Annotated in this window: 16 protein-coding genes; 13 read left to right on the forward strand and 3 right to left on the reverse strand. The window is 65.5% G+C overall.

Annotated features, from left to right (window positions below; all coding sequences use genetic code 11):
- Positions 1 to 131: 131 nt before the first annotated feature.
- The 3 genes from B9Y95_RS09160 (at position 132) to B9Y95_RS09170 (ending at position 3,426) form a co-directional block, all read left to right on the forward strand.
- The gene (locus tag B9Y95_RS09160; protein WP_159453362.1) at positions 132 to 1,127 is read left to right on the forward strand and encodes a LacI family DNA-binding transcriptional regulator; all 996 of its coding nucleotides are present in this window, start codon (positions 132 to 134) and stop codon (positions 1,125 to 1,127) included.
- A 149-nt stretch (positions 1,128 to 1,276) separates the two neighbouring features.
- On the forward strand, positions 1,277 to 2,257 hold the full coding sequence (locus B9Y95_RS09165) for a nuclear transport factor 2 family protein (RefSeq protein WP_085511554.1): 981 nt from the start codon (positions 1,277 to 1,279) through the stop codon (positions 2,255 to 2,257).
- 20 nt (positions 2,258 to 2,277) lie between these two features.
- Positions 2,278 to 3,426 (forward strand): cupin domain-containing protein, encoded by a 1,149-nt coding sequence (locus B9Y95_RS09170; RefSeq protein ID WP_085511555.1) that lies wholly within the window; start codon positions 2,278 to 2,280, stop codon positions 3,424 to 3,426.
- Here the strand turns inward: B9Y95_RS09170 and B9Y95_RS09175 are convergent.
- On the reverse strand, positions 3,398 to 4,735 hold the full coding sequence (locus tag B9Y95_RS09175; RefSeq protein WP_159453363.1) for a heparan-alpha-glucosaminide N-acetyltransferase domain-containing protein: 1,338 nt from the start codon (positions 4,733 to 4,735) through the stop codon (positions 3,398 to 3,400). The two genes, B9Y95_RS09170 and B9Y95_RS09175, sit on opposite strands and share 29 nt — an antisense overlap.
- Before the next feature lie 204 nt (positions 4,736 to 4,939).
- Here B9Y95_RS09175 and rpsF point away from each other — a divergent pair, with 204 nt between their 5' ends.
- The 5 genes from rpsF (at position 4,940) to dnaB (ending at position 8,617) form a co-directional block, all read left to right on the forward strand.
- Positions 4,940 to 5,347 carry a 30S ribosomal protein S6 gene (gene rpsF / locus B9Y95_RS09180; RefSeq protein ID WP_194718777.1) on the forward strand — a complete coding sequence of 136 codons (408 nt, stop codon included), beginning with the start codon at positions 4,940 to 4,942 and terminating at the stop codon, positions 5,345 to 5,347.
- Between the two features lie 5 nt (positions 5,348 to 5,352).
- Positions 5,353 to 5,874 carry a single-stranded DNA-binding protein gene (locus B9Y95_RS09185; protein ID WP_064295656.1) on the forward strand — a complete coding sequence of 174 codons (522 nt, stop codon included), beginning with the start codon at positions 5,353 to 5,355 and terminating at the stop codon, positions 5,872 to 5,874.
- 65 nt (positions 5,875 to 5,939) lie between these two features.
- On the forward strand, positions 5,940 to 6,203 hold the full coding sequence (rpsR, locus tag B9Y95_RS09190; protein WP_056010351.1) for a 30S ribosomal protein S18: 264 nt from the start codon (positions 5,940 to 5,942) through the stop codon (positions 6,201 to 6,203).
- Positions 6,204 to 6,215: 12 nt separating this feature from the next.
- Complete coding sequence (gene rplI / locus B9Y95_RS09195) at positions 6,216 to 6,668, forward strand: 50S ribosomal protein L9 (protein ID WP_056010352.1); 453 nt, start codon at positions 6,216 to 6,218, stop codon at positions 6,666 to 6,668.
- Positions 6,669 to 7,237: 569 nt separating this feature from the next.
- Positions 7,238 to 8,617 carry a replicative DNA helicase gene (gene dnaB, locus B9Y95_RS09200; protein ID WP_071262068.1) on the forward strand — a complete coding sequence of 460 codons (1,380 nt, stop codon included), beginning with the start codon at positions 7,238 to 7,240 and terminating at the stop codon, positions 8,615 to 8,617.
- 115 nt (positions 8,618 to 8,732) lie between these two features.
- Here dnaB and B9Y95_RS09205 read toward each other — a convergent pair whose 3' ends face one another.
- Positions 8,733 to 8,948 (reverse strand): hypothetical protein, encoded by a 216-nt coding sequence (locus B9Y95_RS09205; RefSeq protein ID WP_085511557.1) that lies wholly within the window; start codon positions 8,946 to 8,948, stop codon positions 8,733 to 8,735.
- Between the two features lie 236 nt (positions 8,949 to 9,184).
- Positions 9,185 to 10,255 carry a hypothetical protein gene (locus tag B9Y95_RS09210; RefSeq protein WP_085511558.1) on the reverse strand — a complete coding sequence of 357 codons (1,071 nt, stop codon included), beginning with the start codon at positions 10,253 to 10,255 and terminating at the stop codon, positions 9,185 to 9,187.
- 353 nt (positions 10,256 to 10,608) lie between these two features.
- On the opposite strand from B9Y95_RS09210, the gene B9Y95_RS20320 reads away from it, so the two are divergent.
- The 5 genes from B9Y95_RS20320 to B9Y95_RS09235 are packed head-to-tail and all read left to right on the forward strand — an operon-like array spanning position 10,609 to position 17,509.
- Complete coding sequence (locus B9Y95_RS20320; protein ID WP_159453364.1) at positions 10,609 to 11,607, forward strand: TnsA-like heteromeric transposase endonuclease subunit; 999 nt, start codon at positions 10,609 to 10,611, stop codon at positions 11,605 to 11,607.
- A 53-nt stretch (positions 11,608 to 11,660) separates the two neighbouring features.
- The gene (locus B9Y95_RS09220; protein WP_085511560.1) at positions 11,661 to 13,769 is read left to right on the forward strand and encodes a Mu transposase C-terminal domain-containing protein; all 2,109 of its coding nucleotides are present in this window, start codon (positions 11,661 to 11,663) and stop codon (positions 13,767 to 13,769) included.
- Complete coding sequence (locus B9Y95_RS09225; protein WP_085511561.1) at positions 13,766 to 14,923, forward strand: ATP-binding protein; 1,158 nt, start codon at positions 13,766 to 13,768, stop codon at positions 14,921 to 14,923. The genes B9Y95_RS09220 and B9Y95_RS09225 overlap by 4 nt, the downstream gene beginning before the upstream one ends.
- Positions 14,920 to 16,947 (forward strand): TniQ family protein, encoded by a 2,028-nt coding sequence (locus tag B9Y95_RS09230; RefSeq protein WP_143736391.1) that lies wholly within the window; start codon positions 14,920 to 14,922, stop codon positions 16,945 to 16,947. The genes B9Y95_RS09225 and B9Y95_RS09230 overlap by 4 nt, the downstream gene beginning before the upstream one ends.
- 46 nt (positions 16,948 to 16,993) lie before the next feature.
- Positions 16,994 to 17,509: a MerR family transcriptional regulator gene (locus B9Y95_RS09235; RefSeq protein WP_085511563.1), complete on the forward strand. Its 516-nt coding sequence runs from the start codon at positions 16,994 to 16,996 to the stop codon at positions 17,507 to 17,509.
- The last annotated feature ends 611 nt before the right edge of the window (positions 17,510 to 18,120 follow it).

The following is an 18,120-nucleotide window of genomic DNA, read 5'->3' on the forward strand; positions in this document are numbered from 1 at the left end:
ATGTCAGTAGTATGCCCGCGTATGCACAAGTGGTCAAGGCGGTACAATCCGAAGGACTCCGGAACCGATCCCATCGGTCGCCTTACCCAGGCGGTTCCGGAAGGACGGACGCACGGAGGTACCCGATGGTCGTGACCAGCCGAGACGTGGCGCGACTCGCCGGCGTCTCCCAGCCCACCGTCTCGCGGGCTCTGCGCGACGACATCCGCGTCTCGGAGCAGACCAAACAGCGTGTCCGGGAGGCTGCTCAGCTTCTCGGATACATCCCGAGCGAGGCCGGCCGAGCGCTCTCGTCGGGGCGCACGCGACGCATCGGGATGCTCCTGACGGATCTCGACAGCCAGTTCTACTCGCACATCATCGCGCCGGTGCACCGCGAGCTCGAGCGACTCGGCTACCAGCTCATGCTCCACACCGAGACGGCCGACAACGACACCATCGTCGAGCGGTTGCTCGCCAACGGACTGGACGGCGTCATCCTCGCCACGACGACGATCGACTCCGCGGCGCCGCTCCGGCTCCGCGACCGGGGTCTCCCGTTCGTGTACTTCAACCGCACGGGATCGCTCGTCGACGCCGATGCGACCGTGGTCGACGCCGCTCCCGGATACCGCGAGGCGGTCCGGGCGGCGGTCGACCTGGGGCACCGGAACGTCGCCGCCGTGCTCGGCCCGAGCAACACGAGCACGGCGCAGCACCGCGAGCAGGCGCTGCGGGCCGCGCTCGGCGAGCACGGCATCGTGCTGGACGAGCGCCTGGTGCGGCGGGTGCCATACTCCTCCGCAGCCGGGGAGATCGCGGCTCGCGAGCTGCTCGAGTCGGCCGGTGAGCCTGCGCCCACCCTCGTGTTCTGCGGGAACGACGTCGTGGCCTACGGCGCCCTGAACGCCGCACATCGGCTCGGCCTGCGGGTGCCGGACGACCTGTCCGTCGTCGGCTTCGACGACCTGCCGGAGGCCGCCTGGCCGATCATCGACCTCGCGACCGTCGGATTCGACATCGCCGGGATGGCGAGCGCGTCCGCCAACCTGGTCGTCCGTCGCATCGAGCGCCCCGGCGATGAGCTCGAGCGCGCCGTCTTCGCCTCGTCGTTCCACCTTCGCCGCACCCTCGGTCCCGCTCGCTGATTCCGGCGCCGCGCTCCGGTCCGCGGTTGTGACACCGTGTGTTCTCGGTCAGGCTCTTGCATGGCGCTGTGCATACGCATACACTGCATCTACCGCTTGGTCGGTTCAGACGAAGACCAGCGGGTGCTGACGACGAAGGAGTGACCTGCATGCCTCTCGACCCGGTGGCCTATCGGCCGTACCAGGATCCCGACGACTTCATCCGGGAGGTCACCGACCTCATCTGGGTGGATCGGTCCATCAGTTTCATCCGGGACAACTACGAGCCGGACTCGATCGTCCACGGCGCCTACGGCACGTCGACGACGCGTGAGGAGGTCATCCAGGGCACGCTCATGCGCATCTCCGCGACCCCCGACCGCACCGGTCAGGCCGAGGACGTGATCTGGGAGGCGCGTGGCGACGATGCGTTCCTGAGCTCGCACCTCGTGTTCTCCGGGCACCTGCAGACCTCCGAGTACAGCCGGACGATCGCCAACTGCCTCTACCGTCGAGGCCGCATGGTCGAGGAGTGGGTCGTCCGCGACACCCTCGCCGGCGCGCTCCTCCACGGTGCCGACGTCGAGGAGTTGGCCCGGGTGCAGGCGTTCCGCGGCTACCAGGGCTCCTGGACCGAGGCTGCGCCCGTCGACCCGATCGCCGTCGGCGACTCCGGTCCGCGCCCCGACGACCACCACGCCGAGGTGAGCACCGTCCTCGAGATGATCCAGACCATCTGGAACGAGCGCGACCTGCAGAAGGTCGAGAAGTTCTTCGAGCGCGACCTCACCCTCCTCACCGTGGGGAACCGCATCGTCATCCGGCCCGAGGGGTACCGCCGGGCGCTCCTGCGCCTGCTCGAGTCCTTCCCGGGCGGCCTGTTCGAGATCCGCGACATCCAGGCGCACTACGACGTCCGGTACGCCGGGCACCGGGTGGCCGTCACCTGGAAGTTCGTCGGCGACTACACCGGCGTCCCGAACTACGGTCCGCTCACCGGGCAGCCGGTGGACCTGCTCGGGATCTCGCAGTTCACGCTGCACAACGGGGCCATCGTCAAGGAGGTCCGGCTCTGGGACGACATCGCCCTGCGGGCGCAGATCGCCGCCACACGAGGGGACGAGCCCGTCGGGCCGTCCAACATCTACTGACACACCGAAGGAGCATCACCATGAGCGACGTCATCGTCGACACGCGCGAGATCGAACGCCGGACCATCCGGCGCTCCGACTGGGTGGCCTGCAACGCCGCCTTCATCGACTGCCGGACGCCGGGGTCGGACCGCAAGGAGAACTACGCCTTCATCGGCGCCGGGGTCTCGCAGAATCCGAACCAGGTCGTGAACCTCACCGAGAACCACGGCTTCAACACCGGCGCCGCGGGCATGCCGAACGGCATTTCGAACAACCTGCACCTGCACTTCACCGCCGAGGTGTTCATCAACCTGGGCGGCGAGTTCCGCCTGCGGTGGGGTGTGGACGGCAAGGAAGGCGAGTACGTCAGCCACGACGGCGACGTCATCTCCATCCCGACCTGGATCTTCCGCGGCTTCACCAACGAGGGCCCGGACGAGGGCATCCTGTACACGGTGCTCGGGCGCGACGTCACCGGCGGCATCATCTGGGGGCCGTCGGTCCTCAAGGAGGCCGAGTCCTACGGGCTCCACCTCACGGCCGACAACCAACTGATCGACACGGTGGCCGGTGACGAACTGCCGACCGACGTCGCGCTCATCACCCCGATGAAGCAGCGGTACATCGACGAGCTGACGAGCTACTCCGTCGAGGAGCTGCGGTCCCGCGTCGTCCAGCCCGGCGACCGCGTCTACTCTTCGTCGGCGCTGCTGTGCACGGCGGTCGACGGTGGCGCGGCCGATCTCGCGCTCGTCATCGGCTACGGCATGTCGGAGAACCGCCGTCAGGTCCCGTCGATCCACGAGCCCCACTCGTTCAACCTCGCGTGGGTGCGCGCGGCTGCCGGGCAGGGCGTGCTCCGGCACCGCCACCAGCAGACGCAGGCGCTCCTGGTGAAGTCGGGGCGTTGGGACGTCACGCTGAACGGCGACCCGTCGACGACGGTCACGATCGGTGCCGGCGATTCCTTCTCGGTGCCGCAGGGCAGCTGGCGCTCCTATGTCTGTGTCGACGGCGGCGAAGCCGGTGCGGGCGAGATCCTCGTCATCAACGGCGGCGACGACCGGGTGACGCTCGAATGGGCTCCCGAGGTCGTTTCGGCCGCGGCGGACGCCGATTGGACGATCGACCCGAACGGCTACCTCGCGCCGCTCGGCGTCATGCTGACGGCGACCGAGGACGACTGACCCTCCCAGCTCGCTCCCGCGGGGTCCCGAGTGGCTGGTGCGGCCCGTCTGCTGCCCGCCGTTCGGGGCCCTTCGCGGCGACCGTGAGTGCCCGGCCGGCCGCGTGGACGAGGGTCTCGAGCGGACCACGACGCTTGGTGAGGGCGATGATCCAGCCGAGGAGGAGCGCGCCGGCGACGTGGACGAGCCAGAGCTGCGGACTCGAGATCAACCACGCGGTGTCCGCATACGTCCCGGCGATCGCGGCGATCAAAGCACCCACCGACGCCATGAAGACGTGCGCCGAGTAGACGGTGAGCGGCGCGGCCCCGGCGCCGGTCGCCGGCAGGAGCGCGAGCGACCAGCCGCGGTTCAGGACCGTGCCGAGCGCCAGACACAGGCCGATGACGACCGCCGCGATCCCGATCGTGAAGAGGAGGTCGAGTGTGGTGCCCGAGTGCGGGGCGCGGGCGACGAGCCACCAGAAGGACTCCGTGGGGCTCGTGCCGTACATCCCTTCGGCGAGGGCGTCCTCGACGGCGGTGATCGTCGTCGGATCGGGCTCGAGGCCGCCGGTCCAGGCGCGTGCGATGCCCTGCATGCCGCCGACGGGGCCGAGGAGCAGGGCGGCGAGGCGATCCGCGGCGATGGCGACGACGAGTCCGATCGCCGCGAGCCGGAGTGCGAACCGTCGCAGGGTCCCGTTCGCCCGCGCATCCATGAGCAGCCGGCCGACGGCCATCCCAACGAGGACGTAGACGATCCAGGTGAGCGCCGGGTACACGCCGGTGAGGAGCAGCCCTCGGGCGAACCCGCCGCTCGAGACGTCGAACCAGGACGCGCTACCGATCTCGGGGGAGTCCACGCCGCTGAGCGGCACCCGGAGCGCCTGCGAGCAGATCGGCCAGACCACCGCCCAGACGGCCGCGACGACCAGCAACGTGCGTGGACGCCACGTGACGGCCGGGATTGCGAGCCAGAAGGTCACGCCGTAGTAGGCGATGATCACGTAGATGCCGCCGGGCAGGACGCCGAGGGTGAGGCCGAGGACGAGCAAAGCGAAGCCGCGTCCGAAGAGGTTGAGGCGCGCTGCTGCGGGAGAACCGGCAGCGAGGTCGCGACGGCTCGTGAGGACGATCCCGATGCCGGCCAGCACGGCGAACAGGGCCGCGGCCTTCCCCGACAACACCTCCGTGATCGGCGTGTGTCCACCGGTCGCGATGTCGAAGGCCCAGACGTGCGTGGCCATCATGCCGATGAGCGCGAGGAAGCGCGCGAGGTCGAGACCGATCAGTCGGTCGGCGCGCTGTCGGCTGGCTGGGCTGCTCATCGGGTCCAGCATCCCACGCGTGGCGGCTGCGCGACAGGCCCGCGGTGGCGGTACGGGCTCCCGTCCGGTACGCTGTGAAGGTTGCCCGGGTGCGTCCGCTCTGTTCTCATCCGATCGCAACGATGCTTACACCCTCCTGCCACAGAAAGTCTGTGGCCGTTCGAGTCCGAAGGAGGTGGGTTAGTGACGCATCAGTACGAACTCATGGTCATCCTCGACCCCGAGATTGACGAGCGCACGGTTGCACCGAGCCTCGACAAGTTCCTCAACGTCATCCGCAACGATGGTGGAACCATCGACAAGGTCGACATCTGGGGCCGTCGTCGTCTCGCTTACGAGATCAACAAGAAGACCGAAGGCATCTACGCCGTCGTGGACTTCACTGCATCGAGCGCTGCCACGCAGGAGCTCGACCGCCAGCTGAAGCTCTCCGAGGCCGTCATGCGCACCAAGGTGCTGCGTGCCGAAGAGGCCATCGCTCAGGTCGCCACCGAGACGAAGCGCAGCGAAGAGAAGGCCGCCCGCAAGGCTGCCGCCAAGCCCGCTGCTGCTGTCGCCGCGGCTCCCAAGGCAGACGCGGCTCCGGCTGCGGCTGAGACCAAGGAAGCCTAGGGCTCATGGCCGGCGAGACCGTCATCACCGTGGTGGGCAACCTGACCAGCGATCCGGAACTGCGTTTCACGCAGAACGGCCTGGCTGTCGCCAACTTCACCATCGCTTCCACGCCGCGCAACTTCGATCGCGCGACGAACGAATGGAAGGACGGCGAAGCGCTGTTCCTGCGCGCGAGCGTCTGGCGTGAATTCGCCGAGCACGTGGCCGGATCGCTCACCAAGGGAAGCCGCGTCATCGCGACCGGGCGTCTCAAGCAGCGTTCCTACGAGACGAAGGAAGGCGAGAAGCGGACTTCGATGGAACTCGAAGTCGACGAGATCGGCCCTTCGCTCCGGTACGCGACCGCGACCATCAGCCGTGCACCCTCGGGTGGCGGCGGCGGTGGTCAGCAGCGCGGCGGCGGAGCTCCGCAGGTGCAGCAGAACGAGCCCTGGGCTCAGAGCGCACCCGCAGCTTCCGGCGGCAACGGCGGTGCAGATGCCTGGAACACTCCGGGTAGCTACAGCGACGAGACCCCCTTCTAAACAGATTCGATCGGTCCGGTTCTGCCGGCTAGCCGATCACTCCATTCACACGCAAAGGAACAACCATGGCTGGAAAGTCGAGCGGCGACCGCCGCAAGCCTGCCCGCGGTGCTAAGGGCGGCAAGAACGTCGCTCCCGCGAAGGCGATCCGCGTTGGTGTCATCGATTACAAGGATGTCGCCACGCTTCGCAAGTTCATCTCCGAGCGGGGAAAGATCCGCGCTCGTCGTATCACCGGTGTCAACGTCCAGGAGCAGCGACTCATCGCACGTGCGGTCAAGAACGCACGCGAGATGGCGCTCCTGCCCTACGCCGGCTCTGGCCGCTAGGAGGCGCCGCACATGTCGAAAGTGATTCTGACGCACGAGGTCTCCGGCCTCGGCTCCGCTGGTGACGTCGTCGACGTCAAGAACGGCTACGCTCGCAACTTCCTCGTGCCCCAGGGTTTCGCGACCCCGTGGACCCGCGGTGGCGAGAAGCAGGTCGAGCAGATCAAGTCGGCCCGCGCTGCGCGCGAGCACGCCACGATCGAAGAGGCCCAGGACCTGAAGGCTCGCCTCCAGGCCACCAAGGTCAAGCTCACGGTCAAGACGGGTGGCGAAGGCCGTCTGTTCGGTTCCGTGAAGCCTGCCGACATCGCGAAGGCCGTGGCGGAAGCCGGGCTGGGCGAGGTCGACAAGCGCAAGATCGAGATCCACACCCCGATCAAGTACGTCGGCGAGCACGAGGCCACCATCAGCCTCCGCGACGAGATCGTCGCCACGATCACCCTTCAGGTGGTCGCGGCCAAGTAGTACCCGCCGTGCGGTGTCGGGCCTTCGGGTCCGACGCCACATGCACGTCGTGATGAGCGCGATGGCGGTGGACCGAGAGGTCTACCGCCATCGCGTTTTTCTGTGCCTGGAACAGGGGTGATGTGTCGTCCCGATAGCTGTGCGCTACACCCGTTTCGCCCTCTGCGTCAAGCAAGTTGTACACAGGTGACCCCCGTTCTCCCCAACGTTCGACACAGGATCGAAAGAACTTTCCACACACAGCCTGTGGAATCAGAATCTCCTGGTCAGAGCCGTGTTACACGACAGAAAAACTTCTCTCTCCACAGGGTTTCCCACAGCTTGTGCACACGACACGCGGCGTTTCCCCCGATCTCTCCACAGAGTTATCCACAGGCAGAGTTGGTTGTGGAGACGAGTGGCCCTATCGTGAGTCATCGGCGTCTCGGAACAGCCGGACGAGCAGGCTGAGCAGCCCTCGTCCGTAGCCCTCGAGCGCCCCGCAGGTCCCGTGCGTGTCGCATGCTCCTGCTACACCTGAGTCGTCACCACCCGCACCACCCGAGTCCACATCGAGAAGGGATGTCCACTTGTCGATCGCTCACCTGGGCCGCTCCGAAGGCGGCGGATCGTACGACGAGCCGCGCGGCAATGAGCGGGTCCCTCCGCACGACCTCCTCGCGGAGCAGAGTGCACTCGGCGGCATGCTGCTGTCGAAGGACGCGGTCGCCGACGTGGTCGAGACGCTCCGTGGGGTGGACTTCTACATCCCCAAGCACGAGGTCATCTACGACGCCCTCCTGACGCTGTACTCGCACGGTGAGCCCACCGACGTCATCACCGTCACCGACGAGCTCGTCAAGACGGGCGAGCTGTCGCGCGCCGGTGGTGCTGACTACCTCCACACGCTCACGAGCCTCGTGCCGACCGCGGCGAACGCCGGCTACTACGCCCGCATCGTCGCGGAGCGCGCGCTGCTGCGTCGTCTCGTCGAGGCCGGCACCCGCATCGTGCAGATGGGGTACGCGGCCGAGGGTGAGGCCGTCGAGCTCGTCAACTCCGCTCAGGCGGAGATCTACGCCGTCTCGGGCAACCAGGAGGTCGAGGACTACGTCCCGCTGACCGACGCGGTGAGTGCGGCGATCGATGAGATCGAGGCCGCCAAGCACACCGACGGTTCCATGACCGGCGTCCCGACGGGCTTCCGCGAGCTCGACGAACTGACGAACGGTCTGCACCCGGGTCAGCTCATCATCGTCGCCGCCCGACCCGCTATCGGTAAGTCCACGCTCGCCCTCGACTTCGCACGTGCCGCTTCGGTCCACTACAACCAGCCGTCGATCTTCTTCTCGCTCGAGATGGGGCGCAGCGAGATCGCGATGCGTCTCATGAGCGCTGAGGCGTCCGTGCCGCTGCAGCTCATGCGTAAGGGAACGGTCGACTCGCAGGACTGGACGAAGATCGCACAGGTGCGCGGCCGCATCAACGACGCTCCGCTCTACATCGACGACAGCCCGAACATGACGCTCGTCGAGATTCGCGCGAAGTGCCGTCGACTGAAGCAGCGCGTGGGTCTGAAGATGGTCGTCATCGACTACCTGCAGCTGTTGACGTCCGGCAAGCGGGTCGAGAGCCGTCAGCAGGAGGTCTCGGAGTTCTCCCGTGCGCTGAAGCTCATGGCGAAGGAGCTCCAGGTCCCCGTCATCGCGCTGTCGCAGCTGAACCGTGGTGCTGAGCAGCGTGCCGACAAGATGCCGGCACTGTCCGACCTCCGTGAGTCGGGCTCGATCGAGCAGGACGCCGACATGGTGGTGCTCCTGCACCGTGAGTCCGCCTACGAGAAGGACAGCCCGCGAGCGGGCGAGGCCGACCTCATCATCGCCAAGCACCGTAACGGACCGACGCGCACGATCACCGTCGGCTTCCATGGGCACTTCTCGCGCTTCGCCGACATGGCGCCGGGGATGTAAGTGTGAACGCGCCACGCAAAGTGTCGCTTGCTCAAATAACTTGTCGTTTCGTGGCCGCGGCGACACTTTGGGTGACAACTGGGTCGTGAGACTCGTGGGTCCGAGTGTCTCGGACTCAGTCTTCGTCGAGAGGTCCGATCCACTCGTGGATGGTGGACACCGGTTGGTCGACTGCCCTGGCGATGTCCTCCACGGGGACGCCATTCAGGTGAGCGATGCGGGTGAGGTTGTTGCGTTTATTCACCCACCGCTGTGTGCGCTGTTCGGCGTCTCGCACCACTTCATTGGCGCCCAGCACTCCTTCCAGGAGTGCGTCATACAGCCTGGTCATTGCTCGTCCCTTTCTGTCGTTGCCTTCCCGCGGTGGGCATGGCAAGCTTTCAGCAGGGACGAGCCTGGGTCGTGTTGTTTGCAAACAAGACCTGTTATCTGCCTGGCGTCTGAGAAACGCCTTGCCGAGACCGAACATGAGCGGCGGGAACCGCAGCGTTCGGTGCACTGTGCAGTAACACCTTGGGAGCAGCGTAACGCTGCGCCCGTGGAATGGCTACTGATCGCGCCTGGAGTTCAGTGTGTCTCCCAGTAGCTCTTGGCCCACTTCCGGAGCGATTGCACCTCCGCTGGGTTCTGTTGCGGTCCGTGGGTCAGCTCCCACGCGGTGATCAGCGGATCTGTCCGATGCCCGTTGTCCCACTGGGCGGCGGTTGTGAGGATGGTCGGATCGGCCGGTTGCACGAGCTGCACGGTCGCATCCGCGGGAGCGCATCGAACGTAGGGCAGGCTCCGCAGACGCAAATTGATGAAGGCGCTGTAGAGGATGACTGGTCCGTGGATATCGAACCGGTGTTGCTCCTCATATCGGTTTCTCGGGGTGGTGTCTTTGAGGGGGGCCTCGATGCCGTCGTGACCGGACCGCAGGATCCTTGCAGCCTTGCGGTCACCGACGTGGACGACCGCGGCGTCGCCGATGAGTTTGGTCAGCTCCCTCAGCTGTGTGCTGCGCGTTCGGTCACTGCGCCATGAGAATCGCATGCCGCCCGGCCCCGGGTAGTTCGTCAGATGCCAGTCCCACAAGTCGTCGAAGTCGTCGACGACCCACCCGGCTGACTCTCGTTTCACACATCCGGCCGGAAGAAGGCCGAGCAATTTGCTGACTCGGGATTGGCTGATGCCTAGACCCACGCCAGAACCCATCAGGGGTGGTTCGTCGCCAGAGGGCGCGGGTGCCGCGAAATCCCCTTGCCGGAACGGTGTCGATGTCACCATGAGATGACGCACCAGCGGAAGCAGTGACCGGTGTTTCGTCGTCACCTCGACCTGGGGCGGCGGCCACAGGGCACCACCGACACAGCACACGCGATCGCGGAGACCGACGTAGGCGATGCGGCCATCGGCAGCGATCTCCTCAAGCGCAGGCGTGACACGGTCGACCAGGTACAGCACGTGGGTCGCAGCCCCAGTGAGGCCGCCGAGATCGTCGAGGATCCGCTTAACCGTGTTGATCCGAGCTGCGGTGAAAATCTGGTAGCAAGCCGTCTCCCGCCAGGTATTGAGCCACACGGTGTCTCCGAGGCTCGCCATCACGTCCACCCACGCCGCATCGAGGATGTCGTACGCGATCTGTCTGTTCGCCGCCATGTCCGCAGCCTAGAACCCAAGCGGTCGTTTTCGGTACTCGGGGTTCTGCGCCAACAGTGATCTTCTGCTGCGATTCGGCAGACCGCCATGCCATTTCGACGGATCGCTTTCGACTCGTTTACGAGTTGATGTTCGGAGCCAATTGACTCGTCATCCCTCTCGTGGAGCCGGTCAGAGTCGCTCCTTGGTGGATCAATTTCTCACGAGAACTGTGCGCAGGCAGCTGCTGCGGCCTACGGTTTCGATCAACGACCACGCCGCGATCAGAGCGCGCGGTTCGTTCATCTCGTCGCCCCTCGTCCGAGTATCCCCGGGGCAGCTTCGTCATGCCCGGATGCGGCAGAAAGGTCATCATGAGCGCCCGCACTCTTCGCGCGTCACAGCACAACATTCCTCAGTCACGCACTGAGCCGTCCAGCTCTCCGGCGCACGCCCCGGCCGAGCTGCCGGCGCCGTCATCGTGGGAGTCAGCGCTGCCCCCCAGTGAGCACCCCGACACGGTTCCGCCAGAGCTGCAGTCAGCATTGGAGAAGTTCCGGCTGGCCGGCATGCTCGGGGAGGGCACGCGTGTGCGACTGTTCAGGCCGATCCGTGGACCCCGTCGACTTCGGCTGCCGCAACGGTCTCCGGGTGACGTCGGGGTGAGGGTCTTACTTTCCCGCGACGGGCGCACAGGCTACGCTCGCCGCCTCAACCAGGTCAGCCTGGCCGACCTGGTGCACAGCCACCCGATGCGCGACTTTTCCAGACGCCGGGCACAGAGTAACAAGCCGGTCGCGTTCTTTAGCCGGACCGTCGGTGACATGATCGCTTGCGAATCCCAACACGAGCGCCGCTTCGCGCTGATCGCCGACTGGCATCCGAGCGTGGCGTTCATCGCCGCGCAACCATTCACCATCGACTTCCCCGCCGGCAACGACATTGACAGCCACACACCGGACTTCGCGCTCATCACCACCAGCGGAACCGTGGTCGTCGTGGATGTGAAGTGGCCATCCCACGCCGTCGACCCCGACACGGTCCGTCGCCACGAGCTGATCGAGCGCACCCTCGCGCGTGCGGGAATGCAGCACGCAGTGTGGACCGGCGCCCCCATGTCGCTCACGCAGAACCTCGCCAACTTCGCGGCCGCCCGGGTACCGGAACACAAGATGCGTGAGCTGGAACCAAAGCTCCTCGCCGCCCACCGGCCCGGACGCACCGTCTCCCAGGTGCTGGAGGACGCCGCTGACACCTGTCAGGTGCCCTGGCTGGAAGGACTCGTCGTGGTGCGCCGGATGCTTTGGGACCACCGCCTCACCGTCGACATGGCGGTCCCCTTCACGGTCGATTCCGAACTGTTCCGATCGTGAGCGACATTCGATGGATTCGGCCAGGGATCGAACTCGACTGGCACAGCACTCGCATGATCATCCAGCACGTCGGCGCCTATGTCGTCCTCACCCGGCTCGACGGCACCCAACCCACTGAAGTGCCCGTGACCGACATCGCACGCGCGCTGCGTGGCAACAAGGCACCCCAGGATCTCGCGCATCTGCATGACATCGAAGACCGTCTCACGGAACGCTCCAAGGCGCGGCTGGATCACGACTCCGACCTGCTCCACATCATGCTCACCGGCCGGCGCGCACACCAACCCGACACGGATGCTCCCGCACCCAACCTCGATCCAGCCCGCGTCCCCGAAGGGCTTCGCCGGCGCAGACTCGCCAAACTGCTCGCGGAACAGACACGCGACCGCGGCTCAATGAAGGGATTCAACGTGCTCCACAAGAGCGAGATGCGAAGACTGCAGCGGATCATGAAGCGGTGGCGCGACGGACAGAACCTCCTCGACGGCAGGTACCGTAAACCCCGAGCCTGGCGAACCGATGATGAGGTCATGGACGCCCTGCTGAGCTTCATGAACGACCAAGCCGTGCGCTCGACGAAGTCCGACAGTGCACTCGTTCGGGCATTCCAGATCCACGCGACCACAGCCCACCCGACGTTGCAACTGCCCTCAACTGCAACCCTTCGTCGGAGGGTGCAGGAGCGGCGCGGCGCCTGGTCACACCTCGGGGCGACCGCGAAGAACCGCATCTCCCAGACCAACGTTCCGAAAGCCTCGGGAGTGACGCGCCTGGCGACCCGTCCCGGGGAGCTGGTGTTGTTCGACACCACGAAGTCGAATGTCTGGGTGAAAGACCCCAGAACCGGTCGCGTCGTCCGCCTCGATGTCACGCTCGCCATCGATCTCGCCACCCGATGTGTGGTGGGACTGGCTATCACGTACAACACGACGAAGTACGCGATCGGACTGTGCCTGGCCGATGTGCTGCGACCCAAGACCGCGGCCCTGGCATCCGAGTGGGCAGAGGATGAAACCTCCATCGCCGACCAACCGTTCATCGGCAGACCCGGCGCGTTCGTGTCGTTCCACTCGACCGCGTTCCACCCCGAGGGTGTCGTCGTCGACAACGGCAAACAGTATGTGTCCACGTACATGACGGCGCAGATGGCGCGGCTCGGGATCCACTACGAACCGCAACGCTCTTACAACCCGACCGACAAGGCGCAAGTCGAGCGCGTGTTCCGCACGATCAAGGACATGTTCGAAGCACTAATGCCGGGCTTCACGGGCGGATCTGTCCACGAACGAGGCACCGCACCAGAAGCCGAAGACCTGATGACACCAGGCGAATACGAACGACGGCTGCGCCAGTGCATCGACCTGTACAACCACCGCACACATGAGGGCCTGGTCCTGCCCGAGGACCCGTTCGTGCGGTTGAGCCCCTACGTGATGTTCAGCATCCTGGCCGAGAAGATCGGAGCTTTCGCAGACGTCGAGTACCAGTACGACTGGGTGCGGTTCCTTCCCTCGATCACGGCGAAGATCGAGCCGAGCCGAGTTCGCGTGCGACTGCTGAACTACAAGAGCCCGATCTTGCGAGAGCTCCAGGGCGACCCGGTCGTGATGAAGACCGGAAACCTGCGGGTGTTCTACGACCCGTTCGACCTCCGCATCGCCTGGTGCTTTGACGCCGATGGCACGCTGCACCCGCTGCGGTGGCACTACTTGAACGAACACACTCCCCGGTTCGGGGAGATGCACACCACCCACGTCGTCGAGAAATACGCCGGCAAGAAGGTCAGCCGAAACGACGTCGAACGCATCCTGCTCGAGATCTTCGCAGGCAAACACGACCAGGGTATGCCGGAAGGGATCCGACACGACGAACTCGCCAACAACCTCATGCAAGCACGAACGGACCGACTCACCGAATCCCAACGAGATGCAGCCCTCCAGGAAGAACCCGACGCAATACACGAACAGCGCCCGCCTGCGTCCGAACCTCGACCCCACGATCGCGGCGTCGGCGACAGTGCCAACACGTATGAACCGCCGCCCGTCGAACCATTCGAGCCCGATGACACTTCCGAAGCGCAGGACGAGCAGGGCCCGCAGCGCTCCGCGCGACGTCCGCGAGGTCTGCGCCCGTGGTGGCACCGTGACCGGCCCGAATCGTGAACGCCTCCCGGTTCTCTGTCACCCCAGACGACGACCCCAACGAGTTACTCACCGCCGAGGACCGCGCCTGGATCAGTGACGTGTACGCCGACGATGTCCTCGACCCTGGGCGCGTTACTCCCGCACAACTGGCGGCGATGAACGCTCGCGACCGAGAACGCTACCGGATGCAGCGCACCCGGTATCTGCGCATGGTGCCGTTGCTGGAGACCAGCGTCGTCAGGGACGTCATGGGCAAGCTGCGCCTCATCGCCAACTCCGCCATCCGCTCGGACCTGCACCAGCAAGACATCCCGATCCTGAACGGAGAGCCCGGTGTCGGGAAAACGATGATGCTGAAAACGCACGCGGCGGAGGAGATGATGCGCCTGGCGTTGCACCGCAGCATTGAACTCGAGGACGGCACCGCCAGGGCGCTCACCACGTTCCGGCCTGTCATCTACGCCCACCTGAAGAGCACCATGACCCGCTACGACGTCATCCGGCTGTTGTGTGATGAACTCGGCTGGCCCTCTGACCGGAACCCGCAACGTGCGTTCGAACGAGCCGTCGCGCAGTGCGGTGTCCAGCTGGTCATCATCGACGAGATTCAGCACGTCAACTTCGATGGCAAGACCGGGCGACATGTGCACAACATCATTCGTTGGATGTCGAACTTCGGCCTCCGGGTCGTCCTCGGCGGCACCGACGCCGATGGGGTGCTGAGCGGGGTGGGGGCTCCTGCTGTTGAGGTCGCCGCACGAAACTCCCGCGGCCGTTGGATCCGTGTCGACGTCCCGAAGATGGAGATCGGAGGACGGCGGGAACTTACCGCTTGGGTTGACCTGATCTTCTCCTTCGAATCCAGGCTCCGGTTAACGCAGGCTCCGCTGGAGGAGGGCTGGCTGGCCGACAACTTCGCCGAGTACATGTGGGCCAGAACCCAGGGATACCTGAATTCTCTCGTGTTGCTGATCAATCTTGCCGCCGCGACAGCCATCGAGACCGGTGCTGAGACCATCGATCGGAAGATCCTCGACAGCGTCGAACTGGAAGACGAAGTCGAACGTCAACGCCCGCAACGCATGGCGAAGTTCGAAGCGGACAATCCTGCACCACGGCGTGCTGAAGGTGACGATGACGGGCCGGATCTGCAGGACCGTCAAGCATCGTGACCGTCGTACTGGATACGCCGATGCGACTTGGTACGCCCGTGCGGCTGCTCGAGGGGGAATGGTTGCATAGCGCCATCAGCCGGTGGGCTCACTCGTTCCGTGTTTCGCGAGCGGCCATGTTCGACGCGTTCGGGTTGCAGAACCTGCTCGCAGCTGCGGTCACCAACATCGGAACCCAGTTGCACCCGGCGATCGCCGCGAATATCTCCTACGCCACCGGCATCGAGGAGGCGCGACTTCGTGCGGCGACGATGGAGGTGTTCGACGGCAGCCTGCTCGTGCTCCGCGATCGGAGGAAGGGACAGCCGGCAGCGGGGATATCGAAACGTGGACCGTGGTCATGGCAGGCCGGCACGAGGTACTGCCCCGACTGTCTGCGAGACGAACCGGGAGTGTTCCGCAGCCTCTGGCGCAGCCCCTGGATATACGCGTGTGTCGCACACCGCCGCATCCTCCTCGATGCCTGCCCCACCTGCCAAGGGGAGGTCGTTGAGATGCGCGGACGGAACACTGATCTGTTCAACCCCTCCAGCTGCCGGGCCCACATCGGACTGCGCGGCGCAACGCGACGAACCTACTGTCGGGCGCCGCTCGAGGACACCTGGGAGCACCTGCGTCTTGCGCCAGGATCAGCGCCATTGGCTGCGCAAGAAGCGATCTTCGCTCACCTTCGAGCAGGCACCGGCGAGCACATCGTCACGCTCCTCCAACCCGTCGCAACGGCGCTTCGCGGCGCCGGTGCATTCGATGACGTCAGCTCGTTGAGTGGCCTCGATGAGCAAGAACTGCGTGGTCTGTTCGACGAGGAGAAACACGTCGGCATCAGCGCGCCGAAGAATGCCTACGCGATGGCCGGGCTCATCGGCGCGGCATGGGCCCTCGTGAATATGGGCGAGTTCGTCAGTGCCCCGGTGGTTCGACGGACCACGTTCGCCCGGCCGCCCGCCCACGTGCCCAGGGGCGCCGGATATGGGCCGGGAAGCCCCACCGAGCTCCTCACCCGCTGGCCGGGTGCGTCGGATGAGCTCCGAGGGTGGGTGCTTCGCGCTCACGACCAGGACCTCACACTCACCCAGCGCATCCTCTGGGACACCGCCATCACCCCGGCAACCATGGACGCCCACCGAGCTCGGACCGTGTATTTCCAGACGCGGAGGGACCGCATCCCGGAACTGCTCTGGCCGGCCTGGTGCAGCCGCTTCGACCTTGGTGGCAACGTCGACGCCACGACACTGGCGCACGCGCTCACCATCGCTGTGCGCGCGGTCGGGTTGAACGATCAAGCACGCGACCACGAAGAGAGCAACCTCGCGGCCGTCCTGCGAGCGAACATGCTGGGCACGCCCGCGCAGACAACTGCGCTCCTCGCCGGCATCAGCGAGCTTGCGCGCACGATCGATGACGGTCCCAACCCCATCAACTATCGCCGCCGATTGGAACTGCCCACGGCGGAAATGTTGCCACGGACACACTGGGAGACGCTCGCCGACAGCGTCCACACCGACCCTGGCGGAGCACCGCGACTGCGGCACGCCCGCCGCTACCTGTGGCAGCGCCTCAGCGCGACGTCCTCGGACCAGTTGCCCGCAGAGCTGCAGCTCGGGTTCACCCACGATGACGTCGCCCAGTACACCGACTTCCGAACGCGGATGACGCTCGAACTCCAAGAAGAAATTGACCGATACGGGCAAGCATTCCTCCAAGCGCACCAGATCTGGGAGCCCGTGACGGCAACCCCAGCAGTGAGCGCCCACCTCAACTGGCCAGGCACGGAAATCCTCGAACTCAACATCGAACTTCTGCACGCAATGTTGGACGACGGCATCCGCACCCACAGAACCTTCGCCCAGGCACTCGGCGTTTCGACCCGTCAGGTAGTTCGAGCAATCGATGCTTGTCCCCCATCGACAAGCAGAGCCGTCACCTCTGTGGAGTGGGAACAGCTACTCGTACCGGTCCCGCCCAACCCGCTTTCCTCGTTCTTCGTCAGCGAACCCGAATCAACGTGGAGCGAGCCATGCTGAACCTCCCTGTCGTTCCCCGAGCCCATCGGCTGCCGCTGGTGCGATCATGACCCGCGAAGCGGATCCAGGTGATGGTGCCCTGTCCGCGGTACAGATCGCGTTCCTCATCGAATCAGGTACGTTCACGGCCGAACGTCTCGCCGAGGTCTCAGAGAGGGTCGCTCGAGGTGACCTCGAAGCACGCGAGCGAAAGACCCGCCAGGACACGATCGACGCGTCGCTGAGCGCAAACGTGGTGGCCGAACGGCTCGGTCTCGATATAGCCGAGCTGCGACGACTGCGCAGCACAGGCAACCTGTATGCCTTCCGCTCGCGGGGGCGGTGGCGATACCCGTGTTGGCAGTTCACCGACGACAGGCGGCAGCTGCTGCTGCCCCACCTGGCATTCCTGATCGCGTCGATTCCGGTCGACATGCACCCGGCGACGGTGCTCGGCTTCATGGAGACTCCGCAACGAAGCGCCCAGGTCGACGGCAGACGGGTGACGCCTGGTGAGTGGCTACTTCGCGGCGGGGACCCGCAGGTGCTGCGCGACATCTTCGAGGCATTCCTGATGAACTAGCGACATTCGCCCACCAGTCTCGCGGGATCGAGGCGAAGTGGTCCGGCGCAGCGGATCTTGCGGAGCCGCTCGCTGCGAAGGCCGTCTGGGCCTCGCCCCAAGCGCGAGTGTTGAGGGCTGAGCGGGTGCGGTACTCGAGACTCGAATACCTGCGGTTGCGAGACTCGCGTTGGGTTGCCGGCACTTTGCTCGGGGATTCTTGCGGCCAGAGACTCAAAATAGGCAGTGGACTCGTCGAATACTAGGAACCCTAGGTCGAAGCCGGGGCGCTGTGCTCGGTAAGCGCTGATCTTATGCGAATGCTTGACCACGACGGTTGCAAAGTGATCCACGTAGGCGCGGTAGTTGTGGTCCTGTTCCGTTGGTAGCCCGCTGTCAACCGCGGCCAGTAGCGAAGCGTTGGGAGTCATCTGCTCGAACCCTGCCTCGCGCAGTTCTCGGAGAATGGCCGCTTCGCGGGCACGCGTCGCATCCTTCCTACCGGGCCGCGGGTGGTCGTCAACGATCATCACCTCGAGGAGGAGACGATGGGTTAGGTCCTCGAAATCAGGACGTTCCCGCTGCACGAGTGTTTCTCCACGAAGTGAAGCAAGCGCGTGCGGTAACCGTCC

Source organism: Plantibacter flavus, from assembly GCF_900177615.1.
Taxonomy (GTDB): domain Bacteria; phylum Actinomycetota; class Actinomycetes; order Actinomycetales; family Microbacteriaceae; genus Plantibacter; species Plantibacter flavus.